This is a genomic window from Mesorhizobium sp. M0408 (assembly GCF_040321495.1).
GTDB lineage: Bacteria > Pseudomonadota > Alphaproteobacteria > Rhizobiales > Rhizobiaceae > Mesorhizobium.
The window spans coordinates 26,046-49,624 of the sequence record NZ_JAMYRO010000012.1 but is presented as its reverse complement, the minus strand read 5'-3'; the positions used below and the strand labels follow the sequence as shown (position 1 = coordinate 49,624).

Below are 23,579 nucleotides of genomic sequence, written 5' to 3'. Positions count from 1 at the left end.
TCGTCCGCTGTTCCCGCAAATGTCACATCGTCCATTTCTGTTGCCCGATCGTTCAGAGTAGGATTAGACCAGATGGATGGTTGCCCGGGCGGCCATATTGCCGGATAGTTCGATGCCTGACCGAAAAACTCGTTGTCAAAGGGAGTAGCCGATCGTTTCCGGAGGTGCAGTGCATGGATGTCCTTTCCGATGTGCTCCGAGCCGTTCGCCTCACCGGTGCGATCTATTTCGACGTCGACGCCAGCTCTCCCTGGGTTGGCGAGTCGCCGGGCACGGCCGACATTGCCGCCGCCGTCATGCCGGAGGCAGAGCACATCATTTCTTTTCATGCCGTGATGTCGGGCTCGTGCTGGGCCGCGCTGGGAGACGATTCGGTGCCGCCGGTGCTCGTGAACGCCGGTGATGTCGTTGTCTTCCCCGGTGGTGTTCCGAACGTGTTGAGCTCCTCGCCGGGGGCGCAGGGCGAACCCAATATGGCGATGTATTATCGGCCGATAGACGAGAGCCTGCCGTTCGCGGTGATCCATGGTGGCGGCGGAGACGAGCGGACCCGGTTCATTTGCGGGTATCTTGGCTGCGATGCACGTCCCTTCAATCCTCTCCTGGCCGCATTGCCGGCCATCCTGTGTGCCCGCAAGCCCGCCGATGGAAGCAGTTGGGTTATCGACCTTTTTCGGCTGGCGCTGGCCGAAGGTGGCAGTGGGCGGGCGGGCTGTGAGACGATACTCGCCAAGCTGAGCGAGCTGATGTTTGTCGAGATCATCCGCCGCCATCTCGAGACCCTCCCCGACGATTCGCGCGGCTGGCTGTCAGGCCTACGGGATCCACATGTCGGCGAGGCGCTCCGGCTCATCCACGCTCGCCCCAGGGAGGAATGGACATTGGACCGGCTCGCCCGCGAAGTAGGGCTCTCGCGCACGGCGTTTGCGAGCCGCTTTACCCACTATGTCGAGGTCTCCCCCATGCACTATCTTGCTCGCTGGCGTCTGCAACTGGCAGGACGCTTGCTCGAACGCCCCGAAATGAGCATCGCGCAAGCGGGTGCCGAGGTCGGCTACGAGTCGGAAGCCGCCTTCAATCGCGCCTTCAAAAAGTTCGTCGGCATTCCACCTGGCACCTGGCGAAAGGGACGGTCGGCGTTGCTCGAGGCTCAGAGATTGCCCGCTGGCGTCGTACAATAGGAAAGAACTGGCAGGGCGTTGACGCTTCGGTCTGCGTGCAGCGTCCCAATGCCCGAAAGCCCCTGGCACAAAGCGGTAGACGATGACCGGCCGCCGCGACGCTTTCGGCGAGGCGTGTCAGACTTCGCGCCTCAATCCTTCGCGCGCTCGACATAGGCGCCATCGGCCGTCATCACCACCACGCGGGTGCCGGCGCTGATGTGTGGCGGCACCAGGGTACGCACGCCGTTGGACAGCGTTGCCGGCTTGTAGGACGAGGACGCCGTCTGGCCCTTGGTCACCGGCTCGGTCTCGACCACCTCGAAAGTGGCGCGCTGCGGCAGTACCAGCGAGATGGCGATGCTGTTGTATTGCGAGATCTGCACCGGCATGCCTTCCACCAGATAAGGCGCCATGTCGCCGACCACGCTTTCCGGCACCGCGACCTGGTCGTAAGTCTCCGGATTCATGAAGTGAAAGCCTTCGCCGTCACGGTAGAGGAACGTGTGCTCGCGCTCCTCGACATAGGCGCGCTCGACCTGCTCGGTGGTGCGGTAACGCTCGGAAACCTTTACCCCGTCGGAGATACGCCGCATGTCGAGCTGGGTGACCGGCGTACCCTTGCCAGGATGAATGTTTTCGGCAAAGAGGATCACATAAAGCTTGCCGTCCTTTTCGACGACGTTGCCTTTGCGTAAGGAGCTGGCGATGACCTTCACGGGTTTCCATCCTGATAAAATTTGTTGGCGCAAATCGGCTGGAGAGGCCGTTGCGTGCGGCCTAGCGCATCTTGGCCGCAATCGCCAGCCCTCTGTGCAATTCCCCTGAAGCCGATGACCGCCGCCTCACCGTGGTGGACGCCGCATGTCCACGCCGACCGCCGGCCGCGGCTGATCCTGCGCAATGCCATTGCCGCCGGGATGCGCGACTGGTTCGCCCGCCGCGACTTCGTCGAGGTGGAGACATCGGCCCTGCAGGTCTCACCCGGCAATGAAGCGCACCTGTCGGCCTTTGCCACCGAGGCGATCGGGCCGGACGGGCAGCGCCAGCCGCTCTACCTCCACACGTCGCCGGAATTCGCCTGCAAGAAGCTGCTTGCCGCCGGCGAGGAGCGCATCTTCAGCCTCGGGGCTGTCTGGCGCAACCGCGAGCGCGGCCCCTTGCACCATCCTGAGTTCACCATGCTCGAATGGTACCGCGTCGGCGAGACCTATGAGAGCCTGATGCGCGATTGCGCCGAGCTCGTAGCGCTGGCGGCCGAACGGGCCGGAGCGAAGCGTTTTAGCTTCCGCGGCCGTGAAGCCGATCCGTTCGCCGAGACGGAACGGTTGAGCGTCGCCGAAGCTTTCATGCGCCATGCCGGCATCGATCTGCTGGCGACGGTTGCAGCCGATGGCAGCACCGACCGCGCGGGGTTGCATGCCGCCCTGGTCCAGGCCGGATTGCGGACCGCGCCCGACGACAATTGGGCCGACCTGTTCAGCCGGGTGATGGTCGAAAAAATCGAGCCGGCGCTGGGGCAGGGGCGCAACACCATTCTTTTCGGATATCCGATCTCGGAGGCGGCATTGGCCCGGCCGAGCGCCGACGATCCGCGCACCGCCGAGCGCTTCGAGCTCTATTGCTGCGGCGTCGAACTCGCCAACGCCTTTGGCGAATTGACCGATCCGGCCGAGCAGCGCCTGCGCTTTGCCGCCGAAATGGATGAGAAGCAGCGCGTCTATGGCGAACGCTACCCGATCGACGAGGACTTCCTCGCCGCGCTCGCCATCATGCCGCAGGCGAGCGGCGCCGCGCTCGGCTTCGACCGGCTGGTGATGCTCGCCACCGGCGCGCTCAGGATCGACGACGTGATCTGGACACCGGTGGCCGCTTCCTGAGGGATTGTCGATCTCGCTCGCCGTTCATCCGCCTGCGGCCTGCGGTCCTGTTTGGGCGCTTGATGCACCCGGTTTGCCCGCTTCTCCCATTGCAGAAGGCGCATCGGGACAATAGATGGTGCAGCAGCGGCTGCCCTTCAGCCGGCCGGAAATAACAGGATCATGCGCATGACCGATACGCTCGACGCAGCGAAACTGACCGATCGCGTCGCGGCCCTGGTCGAGGCTGCCAAACGGGCCGGCGCCGATGCCGCCGATGCCGTTGCGGTACGCGGCCGCTCGACCGGCGTGTCGGTGCGGCTTGGCAAGGTCGAAGGCACAGAGGCGTCCGAGAGCGAGGACGTCTCGCTGCGCGTCTTCGTCGGCAAGCGGGTAGCGAGCGTTTCGGCAACGGCGGCATCCGACCCCAATATGCTGGCCGAGCGCGCCGTCGCCATGGCCAAGGTGTCGCCCGAGGATCCCTATCAGGGTCTCGCCGACCCGGCCTTGCTGGTCAAGAAACCGCGCGACCTCGATCTGTTCGATGCCACCGAGGTGTCGGCGGACCAGTTGAAGGAAGCAGCGCTTGCCGCCGAAGCGGCGGCGCTTGCCATCAAGGGCGTCACCAATTCGGCCGGCAGTGGCGCCAGTGCCGGGCTCGGCGGCCTGGTGCTCGCCACCTCCCACGGCTTCGTCGGCCATTACGTCGCCTCGCGTTTTTCACGCTCGACCAGCGTGATCGCCGGCGAGGGCACCGGCATGGAGCGCGACTACGAATTCTCCTCGCGCCAGCATTTTTCCGATCTCGACGCGCCGGAAGACATCGGCCGCAAGGCCGGTGAGCGCGCTGTCCGCCGCATCGGCGCGCGCAAGGCGGCGACCGGGCCTGTCGACGTGGTGTTCGATCCGCGTGTGGCGCGCGGCATTGCCGGCCACCTTGCCGGTGCCATCAATGGCGCCGCGGTCGCGCGCAAGACCAGCTTTCTCCGCGACATGATGGGCAAGAAGGTGGCTTCGGCCGCAATCACCGTCACCGACGAGCCGCTCCGGCGCCGTGGACAGGCCTCGCGCCCGTTCGACGGCGAAGGCGTCGAGGGCGAAAAACTGTTCATGGTCGACAAGGGCGTGCTCAACCACTGGTTCCTGTCGACTTCGGCGGCTCGGGAACTCGGCCTCGTCACCAATGGGCGCGGCTCGCGCAGCGGCTCGTCGGTCTCGCCGTCGTCGACCAATCTCGCCATCGAGCCCGGGGAAAATACGCCGGAAGAGCTGATCAAGTCGCTCAAGACCGGCTTCTACGTCACCGAAGTGTTCGGCCAGGGCGTCGACATGGTGACGGGCGAATATAGCCGCGGCGCTTCCGGCTTCTGGATCGAAAATGGCGAGCTGGCCTATCCCGTCGCCGAGGTGACCATCGCCTCCAATCTGAAGACGATGTTCCTCAACATGGTTCCGGCGAGCGATCTCGACCGCAATTTCGGCACTGCCGCGCCCACGCTTTTGATCGAAGGAATGACCCTTGCCGGAGCTTGACCCGGCCGTCTCGGCCGGCGCTACTGAAGACCTGCAGCTGTTGCGCGATGCCGCCCGCGAGGCGGGGCTCATCGCCATGCAGTACTTCAACAACAATCCGCAAGTGTGGATGAAGGGCGGCACCTCGCCGGTCAGCGAAGCCGATCACGCCGCCGACAAATATCTGCGCGAGACCTTGCTGGCGGCCCGGCCGGATTATGGCTGGCTGTCGGAGGAAACCGTCGACGACCCGGTAAGGCTTGTCGCGCGCCGCACCTTCGTCGTCGATCCGATCGACGGCACGCGCGGCTTCCTCGAAGGGCTGCCCACATGGTGCGTCAGCGTCGCTGTGGTCGAGAACGGCCGAACGCTTGCCGGCGTGCTCGACTGCCCGGCGAAGGGCGAAATCTATTGGGCGCTGCCGGGCGAGGGCGCGTTCCTGAATGGCAGGCGCATCAGCGTGCGTCCGCCGTCGGAAACGGCCGAAATCGCCGGACCGCAGGCGATGATCGACCTGATGCCGGCGAAATGGCACAAACGGCTGAAGCGCGTGCTCTATATTCCTTCGCTCGCCTACCGGCTGGCGATGATCGCCGGCGGCCAGCTCGATGCCACCTTCGTCAAGGCCAACGCGCATGACTGGGACATCGCCGCGGCCGATCTCATCCTGCGCGAGGCAGGCGGCGCCTTGCTCGATCGGCATGGCCGCGCGCCGCTCTATGCCGGCGAAGTGATCCGTCACGGACCGCTCGCCGCCGGCAGCGGCGAACTCCTCGCCGTGCTCGCCGGCGTCATCGCCGGCCTGGACAATTGACCACTATCAATAGTTCCAAAGTCGGCGGCTTTGGTCTAGACCTGTCCCAAACTCACGATATGTGAAGGATCGACATGGCCGCTGAAGACGGAAAGAAACAGCTTTTGCACCTGGTGTTCGGCGGCGAACTCAAGAAGCTGGGCGGCACCGAATTCCGCGATCTCGACGCGCTCGATATTGTCGGCATCTATCCGGACTATCAATCGGCGCACGCCGTCTGGAAGGCCAAGGCGCAAGCTAGCGTCGACAATGCCCATATGCGCTATTTCGTCGTTCACCTGCACCGCCTGCTCGACCCCGAAAACAAGGCTGTCGGTTGACATCGATGAACCATGAAGCGGTCAAGCGATCAGCCCCGCGGTCGGCGGTCAGACGTCGCAAGCCGAAGACGTTCTGGCGCAAGATCCGCGAACCGCTGGCGCAGTCGCGATTCGTCAAGAATGCGCTTGCCGCGCTGTTTGCGTATTTCGTCCGCCTTGTCCGCTTGACCAACCGCATGGTCGACGGATCGGCCAAGTTTTCCGGCGGCGCCTATGCGCAGCTCGAGCCTGGCATCATCGCGCTCTGGCACGGCCAGCACCTGCTGACCCCGGCCTACTATCCCAAGGGACGGCCGCTGGTTGCCATGGTATCGCGCAGCGCCGATGCCGAGCTCAACGCGCTGATGGTCGAGAAATTCGGCATCGAGGCGGTGCGCGGCTCTGGCGGGCGCGAAAGCGCAAGGCATCTCGACAAGGGCGGGGCCAAGGCGCTCATCGCCCTCAAAAAGTCGCTCGCCACCGGCAAGAATGTCGCCATGATTGCTGATATTCCCCACGGCACGCCGCGCGATGCGGGGCTCGGCGTCGTCCTTCTGGCGCGGCTGTCCGGCCGGCCGATCCTGCCTGCCGCGATAGCCACCAGCCGCCGCAAGGTGATCGAGGGCAGCTGGGACAAGACGACGATCAACTTGCCCTTCGGCCGCTCCTCGATTGTCGTCGGCACGCCTGTCTTCGTGCCGGCCAACGCCGACGCCGCGGAAATGGAACGCAAGCGCCAGGAGGTCACGGCCTCGCTCAATGCCGCGACCGCCGAGGCCTATCGCCTTGTGGACGGTTCGAAATGAGTATGCGCTGGGCCCGCGCCTTCCTGACGGCCTACCGCTTCGCCGGGGCCGCCGCTTACCCGCTGGTCGGACCTTACGTCGCCTGGCGCACTTCCAGAGGCAAGGAGGACCGCATTCGCCGGCGTGAACGCTACGGCGTCGCCGGACGCCAGCGTCCCGAAGGCCCGGTGATCTGGATCCATGCAGCCAGCGTCGGCGAGACCATCGCCGTCGTGCCGCTGGTCGAGAGCATTCTCGATTACGGCGTCAACATCGTGCTGACGACGGGCACGGTCACCTCGGCGCAGGTCGCCGAAGAACGGCTGGGCGACCGCATCATCCACCAATATGTGCCGCTCGACCTCAAGCCGGCGGTCAGCCGCTTCCTCGACCATTGGCAGCCGGACCTGGCGATCATCGCCGAATCGGAGATCTGGCCGATGACCATCCTGGAACTCGGCGCCCGCCGCGTGCCGCAGGTTCTGGTCAACGGCAGGCTGTCCGACCGCTCCTTCAAGTCCTGGAAGAAGCGCGCCAACATTGCCGAAGCATTGTTCGAAAATCTTGCCCATGTCGTCGCCCAGTCGGATCTCGATGGCGAGCGCTTCCTGTCGCTCGGCGCCCGGCCGGTCACCGTATCCGGCAATCTCAAGGTCGACACCGCGCCGCCGCCGGCCGACGAGCGGGCGTTGGCGGCGCTGAAACGCCAGATCGGCGGTCGCCCGACCTGGGCGGCGACCTCGACCCATGATGGCGAAGAAGCGGTCGCCGCCGAAGTTCACGCCATGCTGCACAAGCGCCACCACGGGCTTTTGACGATCATCGTGCCGCGCCATCCCGATCGCGCCGGGCAGCTGGCCGCCCAGATTTCCGGCATGGGCCTGAAGCTGGCGCAGCGCAGCAAGGGCGACAGGATCACCGCCGACACGGATATTCTGCTCGGCGACACGATCGGCGAGATGGGGCTTTATCTGAGGCTGACGGAAATCGCCTTTGTCGGCCGTTCGCTGACTTCCGAGGGCGGCCAGAACCCGCTGGAACCAGCCATGCTGGAGACAGCGGTGCTTGCCGGCCGCAACGTCCAGAATTTTCGCGAGGCCTATCAGCGCCTGCTCGATAGCGGCGGCGCCAAGCTGGTGCGCGACCGCGATATGCTGGCCGGCGCCGTTAATTTCCTTTTGACCAACGAGGCGGCTCGCCATGAGATGATGGCGGCGGGTGCGGCGACGGTCGACGAGATGCGCGGTGCGCTGGCGCATACGCTCAGGTCGCTCGAGCCCTATATCCAGCCGCTGGTCGTCAAGTCGCGCCTGAAGGGCGCGAACGGGCGCTGACGTGACCTCGGAAGCGCCGCCCTTCTGGTGGGAAGAGCCGGACTGGCGGGTCACGGCGCTGTCGCCGCTTTCCGCCGTCTATGCGCTTGTCGCCGGTCGCCGCATGCGGCACGCGCCGCGCGAAAAGGTCGAGGCACCGGTGCTCTGCGTCGGCAACTTCACCGTCGGCGGCACCGGCAAGACGCCGGTGGCGATCGCGCTGGCCGAGCAGGCCAGGCGCATGCAGCTCAATCCGGGTTTCCTGTCGCGCGGCCATGGCGGCTCCTTCGCGCAGCCGCATATAGTCGATCCGCACCACGACGCCGCCAAGCATGTCGGCGACGAGCCGCTGCTTCTGGCCGAACACGCGCCGGTCGCGGTGACGCCGAACCGGGCCGCCGGCGCCAGGCTTCTGCTGGAGAAGCTCGGCTGCGATTTCTTGATCATGGATGACGGTTTTCAGAGCGCGCGCATCCACATCGACTATGCGCTGGTCGTTGTCGATGCGCGCCATGGCATCGGCAATGGCCGCGTCATCCCCGGCGGGCCTCTGCGGGCAAACATCGTCGACCAACTGGTCTTCACCAGCGCCTTGCTGAAGATGGGCGAGGGCACCGCGGCCGACACGGTCGTGCGCCAGGCAGCGCGCGCCGGCAGGCCGATCTTCGAGGCGCACACTGCCCCGAGCAGCAAGGTGACGCTGGCCGGCAGGCGTTTCCTGGCGTTCGCCGGCATCGGTCATCCCGATAAGTTTTTCGACACTGTCCGCGAGGCCGGCGGCGAGCTTGCGCTGACCAAATCGTTTCCTGACCATCATTTCTATGGCGAGGACGAGCTTGCCGAATTGGCGGCGACGGCACGTAAAGCCGGGCTTGGCCTCATTACCACCGCCAAGGACGCTGCCCGCCTGCGTCACGGCGCAGCACCGCCGGAATTCCTCGACGGGCTCGATGTGCTGGAGATCGACACCGTCTTCGAGCTCGACCATGTGCCGCAACGCATCATCGACGAGACGCTGGATGCCTGGCGGCAGCGCCGGCTTAAAGGCTGACCAGAAGCTTGAGCACCGAGGCAATGCGGGACTGGAATTTGCAGCTTTCCGCCGGTCGAACGTATTTTGTTCTTGCTTTGTGCCGGCAGCTATGCTAGTAATCTAGCTATGGTGATGATTCGCCGGTGACCCGCCCTCGAGCCTGAGGCGGGTTTTTTATTTCAAGATAGCCTCTAAGGTTTCGGTGTTGCCGGCCTGACGCCGCGGCAGAGGGCGCAGGATCGCAACGGGGCGACTTCCATTTGCGCTGGACTAGCGTCGGCGGCGCAGTTCCGGATGCGCTTCGATCTCGCGGCGCAGCGAGGCGGCGGCATTCACATAGGGTTCTTGCCTGGCGACACTCCAGTATTTGAGCTCGTCGAGCGGGATGCTCTCGCCGGTCACCGCGCAGCGCACGAAGGCGCCGGGGCTGGTCACCTGGAAGTCGCCGTCGAGATAGCGGATGCGGGCTTCCTTGCCGCCGGGTCCTTCGAAACGGTTCATCATGGGGTGGTGCCGAAATTCATGACGATGTCATCGCCACAAATTGCGGCGAGGTCAAGCTTGACGTTGATGACGGCCAATCTCCCCCCTAGTGGGGGAGATGTCCGGCAGGACAGAGGGGGGCGCTGTCCCGCGGACCTCTCAATCGATTGCGATTGCGTCCTCAGCTTGTTCTCGGCTGGTCTTAAAGTTAGCGAGGCTAGCGATCCTTCGCGCCCCTCTCTGCCCTGCCGGGCATCTCCCCCACAAGGGGGGAGATCAGCGCTTGTCCGCCGCTCCTAGCTCTCTACCTCAAGGAACTCTTCGATCTTCTCCGCTGCTAGTCCTGCCTGGACCGCGATGCGCCGGGCGAGTTCGGCGGCGGCGGCGCGCGGGCGCCCCAGCGGCCGGTCGAGCCAGTAAGATATCGGGCTGAGCGCACTGCGCTCGTCTACGGCGACGATGCGGCCCGATTTCAATTGGTCCACCGTCAACGGCGGACGTGCCAGCGCAATGCCGAGCCCGTGCGCGGCGGCGTCGAGCACGAGGTTGTAGTCCTCGAAACGGCGGTCGTGCGGCCGGGGCCGATAGTCCATCTCCTGCGCCGCAAACCAGGCGCGCCAGGCCGAAGCGTCGGAATCATTGATCACCGGAAATTCGAGCAGCCGGGCGGGATCTCCGCGGCCGATCTCCCTGGCCAGTCCCGGCGAGGCGACAGGGAACACATATTCTTCGAAAAGCTGCACCGAGATCCGGCCCGGAATGCGACCGCGCCCGCAGCGGATCGACAGGTCGATGCCCTCGTCGGCAAGATCGCCCTGGCGGATGTCGACGTCGAGCACTATACGCAGCTTGGACGGGTGGTTCTCCAGCGCCGCCATGCGCGGCATCAGCCACAGCCCGCTGACCGAAGGGATCGAGGTCAGCCGCACCACCGCCGTGCCGCGCGGCTCGACCCAACGGTCCGAATTGCTGGCGATCAGGGCAAAGGCTTCGGTGGTGCGCAGATGCAGGCGATTGCCTTCGACGGTCAGCGAGACGCCGCGCGCGCCGCGATCGAAGACTTTCAGCCCAAGCCAGCCCTCGAGCTTGGCGATCTGCCGGCTGACGGCGCCATGGGTGATGTTGAGCTTCTCGGCCGCCGCCGAAAAGCTGCCGGTCCGAGCCGCGGCGTCGAAGGCGCGCAGCGTTTCGAGCGGCAGCATCGGGTCTAAGCTGTGATCCATAGTCACAGGTGATCCTCGATTTGTTCGTTTGTCAACCGACCCGCAATAGCGTTTCTCTACTTCATGGCATTGGATCGCGAGGACACCCAGATGAGCGCTTACACCGGCACGTTGAATACGACACAGCGCATGGATGCCACGGCTGCCATCGCGGTGGCGCTGACGGTGGTCGGCTGGGCCTCCGCCTTTCCGGCGATCCGCGCCGGCCTTGCCGCTTTCGGGCCGCTGGAACTTGGCGCGCTGCGTTTTGCCATCGCCGCGGTTCCGGCGGCGATCTTCCTCGCGGTCAAGCGGCCGGCACTGCCCAGGCTCGATGAACTCTGGCGCTTTGTCTTCGGTGGTGCCGTCTTCGTCGCGCTCTACACGGTGATGCTCAATTTCGGCGAGCTGACCGTTTCGGCCGGTGCGGCCGGCTTCATCATCAATGTCAGCCCGATCTTCACCGCCATCATGGCCATGGCGCTGCTCGGCGAACGCTTCTCGGGCCTGGCCTGGGCCGGCACATTCCTGTCCTTCGCCGGTATCGGGATCATCGCCATGGGCGAGGGGCAAGGGCTGCATTTCAACAGTGGTGCGCTGCTTGTCCTCGGCTCGGCGCTGTGCTCGGCCGTCAACACCATCGTCCAGAAGCCGCTGTTTGGTCGCCACCACCCGCTGACGATCTCGGCCTCGAACATGGTGCTTGGCGCGCTCTGCCTGTCGCCGTTCCTGCCGAGCGGTCTGGCGCAGGCGGCGGTCGCCGATACGGCCGGGCTCGGCGCGGTCATCTTTCTCGGCATCGTGCCCAGCCTCATCGCCTACGCTGCCTGGGCAACAGCACTTTCCCGACTGCCCGCGGCGCGTGCCTCGAACTTCCTCTATTTGGTGTCGCCGATGGCGACGCTGATCGGCTTCTTTTGGCTGGGCGAGGTGCCGACGCTGCTTGGCATCTTCGGCGGCGCGCTGGCGCTAGGCGGCGTCATCGTGGTGAATTTGAAGAGATGAGCAAAGGGTTTGGGGCTGTGCCTGACTCGAAAAGAGCCGCTGTACAGCGGCTCTTTTCGTACCCCCACCCCGCTGCTTCGCAGCGACCCTCCCCACAAGGGGGAGGGTAAGCTCCTCGCGAGGCGCCCGCGGCTAATCTCCCAACCTCCCCCTTTGTGGGGAGGTCGGACCGAAGGTCCGGGTGGGGGTCCGCGCCCTGCGACCTTCTCACCGCCTCCCAAACAGCCTCTCGATATCCGCGAGCTTGAGCTCGATATAGGTCGGGCGGCCATGGTTGCAGGTGCCGGAGCCCGGCGTCGCCTCCATCTGGCGCAGCAGCGCGTTCATCTCTTCCGGTTTGAGCAGGCGGCCGGAACGCACCGAGCCGTGGCAGGCCATGGTCGCGGCTATTTTGTCCAGCCGCTCCTTCAGCGTGTCGACCGTGTCGTTGTCGGCGATCTCGTCGGCGAGATCGCGCACCAGCTGCTGGACGTTGGTCTCGCCGAGCATCGACGGCGTCTCGCGCACCGCGACGGCACCGGGGCCGAAGCGCTCGATGCCGAGGCCGAAGCGGGCCAGCGTCTCGGAATGCCTGGCAAGCCGCTCGGCATCCTCTTCCGACAGATCGACAATCTCGGGCAACAGCAGCATCTGCGACGGCACCCCGCGTGAGTGGAGGGCGTTCTTCAAGGCCTCGTAGACCAGCCGCTCATGCGCCGCATGCTGGTCGACGATGACAAGCGAATCCCTGGTCTGGGCGACGATATAATTCTCGTGCACTTGCGCGCGCGCCGCGCCCAGCGCCGTGCCGAGCAGCGTTTTCGCCGCTTCGTTTTGCCCGGCGCGCGCATCGGCGCTGTGCAGCGGCCCCGCGTCGAAGGCCGCCTGCTCGTCCTCGCCGAACCCGTCGCCCATATCGAGCGGCCGCGGCGGCGAACGGGCAGGATCGAACCCGGACAAGCCCGATGCCCGATAGGCGGCCTCGTAGCTGCGGTGACCGTTGGCCGGGCCACCATGCGCATAGGATGCCGCGCCTGGCCGGAACGCCGCCATCATGCCGGCGGCCCCGGTGGTGGCGGCGCGGATGCCGGCATTGGCCAGCGCTTCGCGGATGGCGCCGACGATCAGCCCGCGCACCAGCCCCGGATCGCGGAAGCGAACGTCCGCCTTGGCCGGATGGACGTTGACGTCGACGATCGCCGGATCGAGCGTCAGGAACAGCACGGTGACGGCATGGCGGTCGCGCGGCAGCACGTCGGCGAAGGCGCCGCGAATGGCGCCGGCGATCAGTTTGTCACGCACCGGGCGGCCGTTGACATAAGCGTATTGCTGCAGCGCGTTGGCGCGGGTGAAGGAGGGGACCGAGACATGGCCGACGAGATGCACGCCGTCCCGCATCGCGTCGATGGCGATCGCATTGTCCGGAAAGTCGGCGCCCATCACCTGTGCCACCCGGCGCAGCCGGCCTTCCGGGCCGTCCTCGGTCGCCGGCAGCTCCAGCGTCGAGCGGTCCGGCCCGGCCAGGGTGAAGCGCACGGCGGGAAAGGCGATGGCGATGCGCTTGACCACGTCGCCGATGGCCGAGCTTTCGGCGCGCTCGCCCTTCATGAATTTGAGCCTTGCGGGCGTGGCGAAGAACAGGTCGCGCACCTCAACCGTGGTTCCGCGATTGGCCGCCGCCGGCCTGACCGCGGAGACGCGGCCGCCGTCGATGCCGATCTCGGCGGCGTTTTCACTGGACGTGGTGCGCGAGCGGATCGACAGCCGCGCCACCGAGCCGATCGAAGGCAAGGCCTCGCCGCGAAAACCGAGCGAGCGGATGTCGTGAATGTCGTCGGCGAGCTTGGAGGTGCAATGGCGCGCAATCGCCAGCGCCAGTTCCTTTTCCGGAATGCCCGAGCCGTCGTCGCTGACGCGGATCAGGTTCAGCCCGCCGCCGACGGTGACGATCTCGACACGGCTTGCACCGGCATCGAGCGCGTTCTCGACCAGTTCCTTGACCACGCTTGCCGGACGCTCGATGACTTCGCCGGCGGCGATCTGGTTGATCATCGTTTCGGAAAGCTGGCGGATCGGCATGGGGCACTATAGGCGGATTCGTGGTCGATGCGGGAGGGCGGAATTGAGGAAATCCACGCAGCCGACCGCGGCCGTGCACTTCAACTCATGAGCTTGGGCAGCGCTGCCGACAGTGCATCGACGGCAAGGCGGACTTTCATCGGCAGATGAGGCGTCTGCAACCACAGGGCATGAACGTCGTAGAGAAACCGGGATTGTTCCGGCAACAGCGGGACAAGTGCGCCCGCCTGGATGCGCTGGCGAACCATCCAGTATGGCAGCCACGCGAGCCCCATGCCGGCGGCCGCGGCATCGGCGATGGCATCGAGGTCGTCGAGCCGCAATCTGCTGACTGGCCTGACCTCAATCGCGGGGTGGCCATTGCGCGGAAACAGCCACGGCTGAACGGCACGCCCGGAACGGCGGTAGATGATCGCGTGATGGCTGCCGAGGTCATCTATTTCATGTGGCTCGCCGTGCCGGTCGAGATAGGGCGGGGACGCGCAGACGACCATGTGCTGGCGCGCGATGCGACGCGCCATCACCCCGGTCTGGTCCTCCAGATCGCCCGTTCGGATGGCAAGGTCGCAGCCATCCTCTGCCAGATCGGCGATGGCATCGCTGAACGATAGGTCAAGTTCCAGCGCCGGATGTTGCTGCGCAAGCCCGAACAGGATCGGGGCAACGCAGCGCCGGCCGAAATGCACCGGCATGAGGACACGCAGCTTTCCGCGCGGTTCGGCAAGCTGGTCGGCGGCGAGTGCATCCGCGGCCTCCGCTTCGGCAAGCACCAACCGGCAGCGTTCATAATAGGCGCGCCCGAAATCGGTCAGGCTTTGGCGACGCGTGGTCCGGTTGATGAGGCGCACGCTCAGGCGCTCCTCGAGAAACCGGACATGCTTGCCGACCATCGGCCCGGACAGATCGAGAGCCGCCGCCGCGGCTGCGAACGAGCCCAGGTCGACGGCTTTGACGAACACGGCCATGCTCGTAAGGCGATCCATATTCAAAACCTGCAGTTTCTGCTGATCTACTCAAGCGGCTATTTATCCGCCTGATGAGCGCTGGCATAGCTGATTCAGTTCAAATATTTTGGAGTTGTGACCGATGGCACGTGTCGTTCGCTTTCATGAGCTCGGTGGTCCCGAGGTCCTGCGCATCGAGAATGTTGACGCGCCTGCGCCCGCGAGCGGTGAGATTCAGATCCGCGTCAAGGCGTTGGGCATAAACCGCGCCGAGGCGCTGCTGCGTTCGGGGACCTACATCCAGGCCGCGCCGTTGCCTTCCGGTCTTGGGCTCGAGGCGGCGGGTATTGTCGAGATGGTCGGCGAAGGCGTGGACGGGTTTGCGCCTGGCGATGCCGTCAGCATCGTTCCGCCATTATCGATGGCCCGCTGGCCTGCCTATGGTGAGATTGCCACATACCCCGCCGAGCTCGTCGTCAAGCATCCACCATCGCTGAGTTGGGAAGAAGCCGCCGCAGCGTGGATGCAATATCTCACCGCCTACGGTGCGCTGATCGACATTGCCGACCTCCAAAGCGAGGACTTTGTTGTCATCACCGCAGCCTCGAGCAGCGTCGGACTGGCCGCGATCCAGATCGCCAACATGGTTGGCGCGACCCCGATCGCGGTCACACGGACATCTGCCAAGAAGCGGGCTTTGCTTGAGTTCGGCGCCGCCCACGTCATCGCCTCGGCAGAGGAGGACCTGGAAGCCAGGCTGAAGCGAATCGCCGGCCCGGGCGGCGTGCGCGTGGTGTTCGATGCCGTCGGCGGCCCGATTTTCAAGCCTCTGACGGCAGCGATGGCACCGGGTGGCATTCTCATCGAATATGGCGGCTTGAGCGCCGACTCGACACCCTTTCCGCTACCTGCGGTGCTGGCCAAGACACTGACGCTGCGCGGCTATCTCGTCCACGAAATCACTAGCAATCCGGCCCGGCTGCAGGCCGCCAAGACATTCATCCTCGACGGACTGAGCTCGGGTTCGCTCAAGCCGGTAATCGCCAGGACCTTTCCGTTCGACCAGATCGTCGAGGCGCACCGCTATCTCGAATCGAACGAACAGTTCGGCAAGATCGTCGTGACCGTTTGACCGGGCATTTATCGGCCTCACGCCTGCGCCGCCAGCCAGTCCCGCACCTTGCGGGCGTTGTCGCTGAGTTCGCGGTTCTTCGACCAGATTACATGAAAGCCCTTGCCGGTCGTCATCGTGTGGCCGGTGACGCGCACCAGCAGCCCTGATGCCAGCAGCCGCTCGGCGAGGTGACCCCAGCCGAGCGCGATGCCTTGCCCTTCCATGACTGCCTGGATCACCAGCGCATAGTCGTTGATGCGCAAGCCGCGTCCGGCATCGGCGATGTCGACACCGGCCGAGGCGAACCATTCGTCCCAGCTCGCGGCCTCGCGAAACGGCTCTTCAAGATGGATAAGGCGGTGCGATTGAAGGTCCGCGACACGCTCCGGCAGCCCGAACCGGGCCACATAACTAACGCCGGCAACGGGGAATATCACCTCATCGGCCAGCGGCAGCGAATGATAATCCGTCCATTCCTTGGGCTCGCCGCCGCGGACGCCGAGCGGGATGTCTTCGGCGATGATGTCGAGATCGCGGTCGGCGGTCTGGATGCGCAGGTCGATGCCCGGCAATTCGTCGCGAAACTGCTGCAGGCGCGGCATCATCCAGAACGAGGCGAAGGCGGTCGAGGCCGCGAGCGTCACATGCGCGCCGACGGCGATCTGGCGCAGATCCTCCGCCGACTTGCGAATGTGCGACAGGCCGAGCGAGACGTCGGCATGGAAGCGGTCGCCGGCCTCGGTCAGGCTGACTTGCCGGTGGCGGCGCTGGAAGAGTTTCGCGCCGAGCTGCTCTTCGAGCCCACGGATCGCATAGGAGACGGCAGCCTGCGTCATGCCGAGCTCGCGCCCGGCGGCGGTAAAGCTCGACAGCCGCCCGGCGGCCTCGAAAACGATCAGGCTGCCGGCCGACGGCAGCAGGTGGCGCAAGCTTCGCATAAGCTGAGCTTATACAAGAGATCAGGATTTTCCAGCGTCACAGCTGCATTTTGTCTGGCTAGATTGGTCACCAACAGGAATATGGAGCCTTCATGAACGCACCGGCCGTTGAAGTGAGCGAACACACCAACCGCCGCAGCGGTGGCCGCCTGGGGCGCAAGGCGCTGCGGGGCGCACCCATAGCGTCGTTTCCAACCCTGGTCCGCCAGATTCCCGTCTATCAGATGGTTCCGGACGAGGCGGTTGAGCTGATCCACCAGGAGTCGCTCTCCATCCTCGAAGAAGTCGGATGCGAGTTCCGCGACGACGAAGCGATCGCAATGTGGAAGGCGGCGGGCGCCGATGTCTCGGAGACAAGGGTCCGGATCGACCGCGCCCTGCTGATGGAGCTCATCTCGAAGGTCCCGTCGGAGTTCACGCTCAATGCGAGGAATCCCCAGCGTTCCGTACGTGTGGGTGGAAACAACTCCATCTTCGTGCCGATGTACGGGGCGCCTTACGTACGCGACCTCGACAACAACAGGCGCTACGGCACACTCGCCGACCTCAACAATTTCCACAAGCTCGCCTACATGGCGCCGGCGCTGCATTCGTCGAGCTCGATCATCTGCGAGCCGATGGAAATCGCGGTGCCGAAACGTCACCTCCACATCATCCATTCGGCGCTGAAGCACTCCGACAAGCCGTTCATGGGCATCGTGACCTCCAGGGATCGAGCCGAAGACACGATGGCGATGGCAGGCATCGTGTTCGGCGAGGATTTTGTCCGCGACAACCCGGTCCTGGTGTCCATCACCAACTGCAATTCGCCGCTGGTGTGGGACGCCACCATGCTGGACGCGATGAAAGTCTATGCGCGCCACAACCAGCCGCTGATCCTCGCCCCCTTCGCCCTTTGCGGCGCCTCGACTTCGGCCTCTGCCGTCGGTGCGGTCGCGCAGGTCAATGCCGAAGCGCTGGCGGGCGTCGCGTTCACACAGCTCCTGCGTCCGGGTTCGCCGCAGATCTACGGACAGTTCATGGTGACGGTCGACATGAAGACCGGCGCTCCCATGGGCGGCACGCCGGAGGCGGCCCAGATGATGTATCTCATGGGCGCGCTGGCGCGGAAGTATCGTCTGCCGTGGCGCACGTCCGGTTTCCACGTCGGCTCGAAGCTGAACGACGCCCAGGCGGGCTACGAGGCGAACATGCTGATGCATGCCGCCATCCTTGCCGGCGCCAACTACATCTGGCACTCCGCCGGTTGGCTCGAGGCCGGCCTGACCTGCGGCTATTCGAAATTTGCCACCGACTGCGAGCAGCTTGTCGGCTGGTACAAATATGCTGGCGGGCTGCCATTCGACGATTTCAAGGAGGCTATGGCGGCTATCCGCGAGGTCGGACCGCAGGGCCATTTCCTCGGCACCCAGCACACGCTTGAACATTTCGAGTCCGCCTTCTTCATACCGAGCATCATGGACTTCAATTCGTTCGAACAGTGGAAGGCGGAAGGAGCAAAGGACCACGACACCCGCGGCCGCGAGAAAGCGCGCAACATGCTCGCCGATTATGAGGAGCCGAAGCTCGATGAGGGCATCGCCGATGGTCTCAAAGATTTGATTGCGCGGCGCGAGGAGAAACTGCCGGACAGCGTTAGTTGATCACGGGCGAAGACCCGATGCGAACCATAAGGGAGGAAAAAAATGACACTCTTCAGAAGCAACGGCGATCGCGTACCGAGCGCCATCGAAGCAATGGCCAGCGAGGCGCGCGCCGGTCGCGTCGACCGGCGGGAGTTTCTGGCCCTGGCAAGCGCTTTCGGCGCATCGGCGGCCCTTGCCTACGGCATGATTGGACTTGCCGTGCCGGAGCGGGCTTTGGCTGAAGAGCCGAAGAAAGGCGGAACGCTGCACGTTTCGATGTCGGTGAAGGCGCAAAAGGACACGCGCACCTACGACTGGGTGGAACTTGCGAACATTTCACGCTGCTGGCTCGAGCCGCTTGTCCGCTACACCCGCCAGTTCACATTCGAGCCGGTTCTGCTCGAAAGCTGGGAGGTCAACGACGACGCCACCGAATACGTGCTGCATGTGCGCAAGGGCATCGCCTGGAACAACGGCGATGCTTTCAACGCCGATGACGTGGCCTACAATCTGACGCGCTGGTGCGAGAAGGCTGCCGCCGGCAATTCGATGGCCGCGCGCGTCGGTGCGCTGATCGATGCAAAGACCGGCAAGGCCAGGGAAGGGGCGATCACCAAGGTCGACGACAACACGGTGAAGCTGAAGCTGAACGAGCCGGACATCTCGCTGATCCCGAACTTCACCGACTATCCGGCGCTGGTGGTCCATCGCAACTTCGACGCCGACGGCGCCAATCCGATCGAGAAGCCGATTGGCACCGGGCCGTTCGAACTGGTGTCTTATGCGGTCGGCCAGAAAGCGGTCGTCAAGCGTCGTGAAAATGGCAAATGGTGGGGCGGTGAAGCGCTTCTCGACGGCGTCGAATTCATCGACTACGGAACCGATTTCAACGCCTCGATAAATGCATTCGACTCCGGCGAAATCGACCTCAACTTCGAGACGCCGGCCGACTTCATAGACATTCTCGACAAGATGGGGCTGGTCAAATCGGAGGTCGCGACAGCGACCACGCTCGTCGCCCGGACCAACATCACGAACAAGCCCTATGACGACAAGCGGGTTCGCAACGCCCTCCAGATGGCCGTCGACAACAAAGCGGTGCTCGAACTTGGCTACGCCGGGCGAGGCACTGTTGGTGAAAACCACCACGTCAGCCCGATTCATCCGGAATACTACGCGCTGCCCAAGAAGACACGCGACGCCGCGGGCGCCAAGAAGCTTATGGCCGATGCCGGGCAGGACGACTTCGAGCATGAACTGATCACCGTCGAGGACGATTGGCAAAAGAACACCGGCGACGCTATTGCCGGCCAGTTGCGCGATGCCGGGATCAAAGTGAAGCGCACCGTGCTGCCGGGGCCGACCTTCTGGAACGACTGGACGAAATACCCCTATTCGATGACCATCTGGTACATGCGCCCGCTTGGCGTACAGGTGTTGGCGCTCGGCTATCGCACCGGCGAGGCCTGGAACGAAACCGGCTACTCGAACCCTGATTTCGACGCCAAGCTCAAGCAGGCTCTTTCGCTCATCGACGTGGAAAAGCGCCGCGAGGTCATGAAGGACATCGAGCAGATCCTGCAGGATTCGGGCGTCATCATTCAGCCGTTTTGGCAGAAGCTGTTCAGCCACATGAACGAGAAGGTGAAGAACTACGGTGTCCACCAAACCTTCGAGATGGATCTCCAGAATGTCTGGCTGAACGCCTGAGTTGCCAGCAGAGGACGCGTTGCAGGATTTCATGGACCGCAAGAAAGCCGACGGGCAAGATGCGTGGTACTGATAGCTTCCGTCAGTGAACAATCGGGGACACCCATGAAACTGCCACTTTTTGTTGCCGCGCTTTCGATGGCTGTGCCGGCGGCCGCGTTTGCCGGCCCTGCTGCCAACGCCGTGAAGTTCTTTTATGTCCCGTCGGTCAAATTCGAGGCCGATGCGCAATATCGCGACCGCTTCACCGCACCGGTGACGAAACTGTTCGAACTGAACGACAATGCGGCAAAGAGCCATCCGGATGAAGTTCCCTGCATCGACTTCGCCCCTGGTCTCGATGCGCAGGACTATGACGAGAAGACCGTGGCCAAGACGCTGACGCTGGCCGAAACGCTGGATGGCGACAGCGCCGAGGTGACGGCGACGTTCAACCTTTTTCCGGAAGGCGATGATTCCAAACGCGAAATGGTCTGGTCATTGAAGAAGATCGACGGCAAGTGGAAGGTCGCCGACATTACCTCGAAGACCAGCGGCTGGACGCTGAGTGCGCTCGAATGCCTGGCCGGGCAGCCTCCGGAGTGACGCCGTGCTTCGCTGCCATCCCTGGATTTTGGCGACTGCGTGCCTGCTGGCCGGATTGAGCAGCGCCGCCGCTCAGGGCCTGTTCGGCGCGCCGCCCGCAAACGCGCCGGCCGACAGTGCGGCACCTCCGCCGGCAGTGTTGCCGCCGGCAGAAAACGCGCCGGCCGCACCCGTGCAGCCGGGCTCGCCGACTGCGGTGGTGAAGCCGTTCTACGAGCATGCCGGGCTCGAGGTCGATCCGGCTCAGCGGGGCCATTTCACCGACCCGGCAAAGTCGGTGCTCGACAAGAGCGACGCGCTGCGGAAGTCGGGGCAGGGCGAGTGCCTCGATCCCAACATGGCGCTCGACAATTCCGAATACGACAAGGCGGAGATCGACAAGAGCCTGAAGACCATCGAAGCGGTCAAGGGCGACGAGGCCAAGGTCGTCGTCGCCTTCGTCGCCGCCGGCAACCCGCATCGGCTGGAATGGAAGTTCAAAAAAATCGACGGCGACTGGAAGATATCGGACCTGCTCTCGGTGACCGGCGAATGGGCGCTAAGCCAATACCAGTGCGAGTGAGAACGGAATCGATGAAGATCACCAACATCCGCGTCACCCACGTCAACGTCCCGCTCGATGCTCCGTTCTGGTGGACGGCTGGTCTCTACGGCGGCGCGTCGAAATCGATCATCGAGGTCGAGACGGACGAAGGCGTGGTCGGACTGGGCGAGGCGCCATGGTGGCATTTCGGCGAGGTGATCAAGGCCGAGATCGCGCCGGCGCTGATTGGCGCCGATCCGCTCGACATCGCCGACTGCGAGGCGCGCTGCGTGCCGCCCTGGCAGATTACCGCCAACACCGGCGAGAATGCAGCCACGGTGGCGTTCGGCGCCGTCGAACTGGCGCTGTGGGATATAAGAGGCAAGGTCTTCGGTATGCCGCTCTATAAGCTGCTCGGCGGCGCGGTGCGCAAGGACATTCCGTTTTCGGAATATTTCGCCTTTCGCCCCGCTCAAGGCGGAGCCGGCGGCGAGATGACCGCCGAAGCGATCGTCGACTACTGTCTCGGCATGCGAGAACAGCACGGCTCGACGATCTTCGAGGGCAAGCTGATCATGGGCGATCCCGAGCTCGAGATCAGGACAGTGCGCATGCTGCGCGAGGCGCTTGGCGATAAAGCGCAGATCAAACTCGATTCCAACATGCAGTGGTCGCTGACCACAGCGCGCTGGGTGCTGCGCGAGATCGAGCCGTTCAACATCCGCAACTACGAGGATCCGGTCGCGACCTTCGAGGAGATGGCTGCGCTGCGCCAGCATTCGCGCATTCCGTTCTCGACGCACATCCCGGATCTCAGACGGGCAGTCGCGCTCGGTGCGCCGGATTACTTCGTCTGCAATTTCGCAGCACTCGGCGGATTGTCGAAAACTCTGAAATTCATTGCCGCCTGTGAGGCGATGGGCAAGGGGTTCTGGTGCTATTCGAACGATCTCGGCATCATGACATCGGCTTATCTGCACGTCGTGGCGGCAACGCCATGGATCACCGAGGCGTCGCAATCCCTGTTTCGCTGGCAGATCGGCGACGTGATCAAGGACGGCCCGTTCAAACAGATCGCCAACACGGTGCGCGTGCCGGAAGGTGACGGGCTGGGTGTCGAGCTCGCCCCGGCGGCAATGAAACGCTGGTCAGCACACTTCGCCGAACACGGGCCGATGCACCATTTCAGCGATCCGAACAGTCCCGGCCGTTACCGGCGGCTGCCGCTCAACTGATGCGAAGTGCACGTGACCGATCGATGAGAAGAGGTCCTGTCGTGGTTGCTTTATTCGCGGCGGTTTGCGTCCTGGCCTGCGCTGTCACCTGGGAGGCAGGAAGCCGCGCGGTGGCCCGCGTGCCTCAGCAAAGCTTCACGCTGCCTGTGGGGTTAGAGGTGGAGCGCATCGTTCTGAAGCAAGAGGGCGCGCCCGATCTTGCCGGTTGGGTGGCGGATCGGCAGGACAGTTGCGGAACAATCGTGCTGTTACACGGACGCGGTTCAAACAAGCTGGCCATGGTTCCAAGAGCGAAGCTGCTTTTCGAAAGCGGCTACTCGATCGTGCTGTTCGATCTGTCGGGACATGGCGAAAGCGGCGGCGATATCAGAGGCTTTGGTTACATCGAACGGCAGGACGCCAGCCGCATCCTCGCCTTTGCGCGGCAACGCTTCGCCGGTCGCAAGGTGGCGGCCATCGGCTCGTCGCTCGGTGCGGCTGCTTTTGTATTTGGCGCTCAGCAGGAGCATGCCGATGCCTATGTCCTGGAGCAGCTCTACGCGACTTTGCTGGAAACCACGGCGTTGCGAGCGCCCTTGCCTATGTTGCGCGACGTACAGGCGACCATCCTCTTGGCGCAGATGCAGCTCCGCCTTGACTTCGGGGTAGATGATGTCAGGCCGGTCGATCGCATCGGCGCGATTGATCGGCCGATATTGCTGCTAGGTGGCAATTCGGATCCGTTTGTCGCTCGCAGCCAGACACTGGCGTTGAAAGATGCGGCAGGCGCTGACGCAAAGCTGGTCTGGTTCGACGGCGCGCGGCATGTTGATCTCTATCGCTATGACCAACAGCGGTACCGCGACGCGGTGATGCCTTTCCTGGAGACTAACCTGTGCCGGACCGGGATCAGGTGAGCCGCTTCGTCCGATTAGCCGCGTCCGCGATAGGGTGCAACCCCTGTGTCGGGCAGCCACACACCTTCCGGCGGTGCGCCGGTCTGCCAGAACACGTCGATCGGAATGCCGCCGCGCGGATACCAGTAGCCGCCGATGCGCAACCACAATGGCTTGGTCGCGGCGATGATGCGGCGGCCGATCATCACCGTGCATTCTTCGTGGAAGGCGCCATGGTTGCGAAACGAGGTCATGAACAGCTTGAGCGACTTCGATTCCACCAGCAGCGCATCGGGTGCGTAGTCGATGACGATATGGGCGAAGTCCGGCTGGCCGGTGACCGGGCAGAGCGAAGTGAATTCCGGGCAGGTGAAGCGAACGATGGCCGGCGGGCCGTCGCCGCGCGAAAACGGCACGGTTTCCAGGACTGCCGCTTCAGGGCTCTGTGGCGCCTCGACGTTGGTGCCGAGCTGGGTGAGGTTTTTCGTATCGGTCATGAGCAGGTTC

Annotated in this window: 23 protein-coding genes; 16 read left to right on the top strand and 7 right to left on the bottom strand. The window is 64.2% G+C overall.

Features of this window, described 5'->3' with window-relative positions:
- Positions 1-173: 173 nt before the first annotated feature.
- A complete protein-coding gene (locus NKI67_RS15905) occupies positions 174-1,181 on the top strand; it encodes an AraC family transcriptional regulator (protein WP_352645917.1) in 1,008 nt (335 codons plus the stop codon).
- 131 nt (positions 1,182-1,312) lie between these two features.
- Here NKI67_RS15905 and efp read toward each other — a convergent pair whose 3' ends face one another.
- On the bottom strand, positions 1,313-1,879 hold the full coding sequence (gene efp, locus NKI67_RS15900; RefSeq protein ID WP_352457103.1) for an elongation factor P: 567 nt from the start codon (positions 1,877-1,879) through the stop codon (positions 1,313-1,315).
- A 114-nt stretch (positions 1,880-1,993) separates the two neighbouring features.
- Between efp and epmA the strand changes: the two genes are divergently transcribed.
- The 7 genes from epmA (at position 1,994) to lpxK (ending at position 8,793) form a co-directional block, all read left to right on the top strand.
- The gene (epmA, locus tag NKI67_RS15895) at positions 1,994-3,040 is read left to right on the top strand and encodes an EF-P lysine aminoacylase EpmA (protein WP_352645915.1); all 1,047 of its coding nucleotides are present in this window, start codon (positions 1,994-1,996) and stop codon (positions 3,038-3,040) included.
- Between the two features lie 168 nt (positions 3,041-3,208).
- Positions 3,209-4,552 carry a TldD/PmbA family protein gene (locus NKI67_RS15890; protein WP_352645913.1) on the top strand — a complete coding sequence of 448 codons (1,344 nt, stop codon included), beginning with the start codon at positions 3,209-3,211 and terminating at the stop codon, positions 4,550-4,552.
- Positions 4,539-5,345: a 3'(2'),5'-bisphosphate nucleotidase CysQ gene (locus NKI67_RS15885; protein WP_352636583.1), complete on the top strand. Its 807-nt coding sequence runs from the start codon at positions 4,539-4,541 to the stop codon at positions 5,343-5,345. The genes NKI67_RS15890 and NKI67_RS15885 overlap by 14 nt, the downstream gene beginning before the upstream one ends.
- Positions 5,346-5,419: 74 nt before the next feature.
- Entirely contained in the window at positions 5,420-5,665 is a 246-nt protein-coding gene (locus NKI67_RS15880) for a DUF4170 domain-containing protein (RefSeq protein ID WP_023674378.1), read from the top strand.
- 5 nt (positions 5,666-5,670) lie between these two features.
- Positions 5,671-6,450: a lysophospholipid acyltransferase family protein gene (locus NKI67_RS15875; RefSeq protein WP_023717166.1), complete on the top strand. Its 780-nt coding sequence runs from the start codon at positions 5,671-5,673 to the stop codon at positions 6,448-6,450.
- On the top strand, positions 6,447-7,763 hold the full coding sequence (gene waaA / locus NKI67_RS15870) for a lipid IV(A) 3-deoxy-D-manno-octulosonic acid transferase (protein WP_352636585.1): 1,317 nt from the start codon (positions 6,447-6,449) through the stop codon (positions 7,761-7,763). Before NKI67_RS15875 ends, waaA begins: the two co-directional genes overlap by 4 nt.
- Before the next feature lies 1 nt (position 7,764).
- Positions 7,765-8,793 (top strand): tetraacyldisaccharide 4'-kinase, encoded by a 1,029-nt coding sequence (gene lpxK / locus NKI67_RS15865; protein WP_352636586.1) that lies wholly within the window; start codon positions 7,765-7,767, stop codon positions 8,791-8,793.
- 252 nt (positions 8,794-9,045) lie between these two features.
- On the opposite strand, the gene NKI67_RS15860 is transcribed toward lpxK, so the two are convergent.
- Entirely contained in the window at positions 9,046-9,279 is a 234-nt protein-coding gene (locus tag NKI67_RS15860) for a DUF2093 domain-containing protein (protein WP_031211156.1), read from the bottom strand.
- Between the two features lie 275 nt (positions 9,280-9,554).
- Positions 9,555-10,481: a LysR family transcriptional regulator gene (locus NKI67_RS15855; RefSeq protein WP_352636587.1), complete on the bottom strand. Its 927-nt coding sequence runs from the start codon at positions 10,479-10,481 to the stop codon at positions 9,555-9,557.
- Between the two features lie 90 nt (positions 10,482-10,571).
- Here NKI67_RS15855 and NKI67_RS15850 point away from each other — a divergent pair, with 90 nt between their 5' ends.
- Positions 10,572-11,465 (top strand): DMT family transporter, encoded by an 894-nt coding sequence (locus tag NKI67_RS15850; RefSeq protein WP_352593097.1) that lies wholly within the window; start codon positions 10,572-10,574, stop codon positions 11,463-11,465.
- Between the two features lie 207 nt (positions 11,466-11,672).
- Here the strand turns inward: NKI67_RS15850 and mutL are convergent, their stop codons facing one another.
- Entirely contained in the window at positions 11,673-13,523 is a 1,851-nt protein-coding gene (mutL, locus tag NKI67_RS15845) for a DNA mismatch repair endonuclease MutL (protein ID WP_352645910.1), read from the bottom strand.
- Between the two features lie 80 nt (positions 13,524-13,603).
- The gene (locus tag NKI67_RS15840; protein WP_352645908.1) at positions 13,604-14,506 is read right to left on the bottom strand and encodes a LysR family transcriptional regulator; all 903 of its coding nucleotides are present in this window, start codon (positions 14,504-14,506) and stop codon (positions 13,604-13,606) included.
- Between the two features lie 103 nt (positions 14,507-14,609).
- Here NKI67_RS15840 and NKI67_RS15835 point away from each other — a divergent pair, with 103 nt between their 5' ends.
- Entirely contained in the window at positions 14,610-15,599 is a 990-nt protein-coding gene (locus NKI67_RS15835) for a zinc-dependent alcohol dehydrogenase family protein (RefSeq protein WP_352645904.1), read from the top strand.
- Positions 15,600-15,616: 17 nt separating this feature from the next.
- Here the strand turns inward: NKI67_RS15835 and NKI67_RS15830 are convergent, their stop codons facing one another.
- On the bottom strand, positions 15,617-16,519 hold the full coding sequence (locus NKI67_RS15830; RefSeq protein ID WP_352645902.1) for a LysR substrate-binding domain-containing protein: 903 nt from the start codon (positions 16,517-16,519) through the stop codon (positions 15,617-15,619).
- Positions 16,520-16,611: 92 nt separating this feature from the next.
- Between NKI67_RS15830 and NKI67_RS15825 the strand changes: the two genes are divergently transcribed.
- From NKI67_RS15825 to NKI67_RS15800, 6 genes are all read left to right on the top strand, one after another.
- The gene (locus tag NKI67_RS15825) at positions 16,612-18,162 is read left to right on the top strand and encodes a trimethylamine methyltransferase family protein (protein ID WP_352569798.1); all 1,551 of its coding nucleotides are present in this window, start codon (positions 16,612-16,614) and stop codon (positions 18,160-18,162) included.
- A 42-nt stretch (positions 18,163-18,204) separates the two neighbouring features.
- The gene (locus tag NKI67_RS15820; protein WP_352645900.1) at positions 18,205-19,854 is read left to right on the top strand and encodes an ABC transporter substrate-binding protein; all 1,650 of its coding nucleotides are present in this window, start codon (positions 18,205-18,207) and stop codon (positions 19,852-19,854) included.
- A 105-nt stretch (positions 19,855-19,959) separates the two neighbouring features.
- A complete protein-coding gene (locus NKI67_RS15815; protein WP_352569801.1) occupies positions 19,960-20,439 on the top strand; it encodes a DUF3828 domain-containing protein in 480 nt (159 codons plus the stop codon).
- Between the two features lie 4 nt (positions 20,440-20,443).
- Positions 20,444-21,001 carry a hypothetical protein gene (locus tag NKI67_RS15810; protein ID WP_051406072.1) on the top strand — a complete coding sequence of 186 codons (558 nt, stop codon included), beginning with the start codon at positions 20,444-20,446 and terminating at the stop codon, positions 20,999-21,001.
- Positions 21,002-21,012: 11 nt separating this feature from the next.
- Positions 21,013-22,197: a mandelate racemase/muconate lactonizing enzyme family protein gene (locus NKI67_RS15805; RefSeq protein ID WP_023674392.1), complete on the top strand. Its 1,185-nt coding sequence runs from the start codon at positions 21,013-21,015 to the stop codon at positions 22,195-22,197.
- The gene (locus NKI67_RS15800; protein ID WP_352645899.1) at positions 22,197-23,093 is read left to right on the top strand and encodes an alpha/beta hydrolase; all 897 of its coding nucleotides are present in this window, start codon (positions 22,197-22,199) and stop codon (positions 23,091-23,093) included. Before NKI67_RS15805 ends, NKI67_RS15800 begins: the two co-directional genes overlap by 1 nt.
- A gap of 14 nt (positions 23,094-23,107) precedes the next feature.
- Here the strand turns inward: NKI67_RS15800 and queF are convergent, their stop codons facing one another.
- Positions 23,108-23,569 carry a preQ(1) synthase gene (queF, locus tag NKI67_RS15795; RefSeq protein WP_023674394.1) on the bottom strand — a complete coding sequence of 154 codons (462 nt, stop codon included), beginning with the start codon at positions 23,567-23,569 and terminating at the stop codon, positions 23,108-23,110.
- Positions 23,570-23,579: the final 10 nt, after the last annotated feature.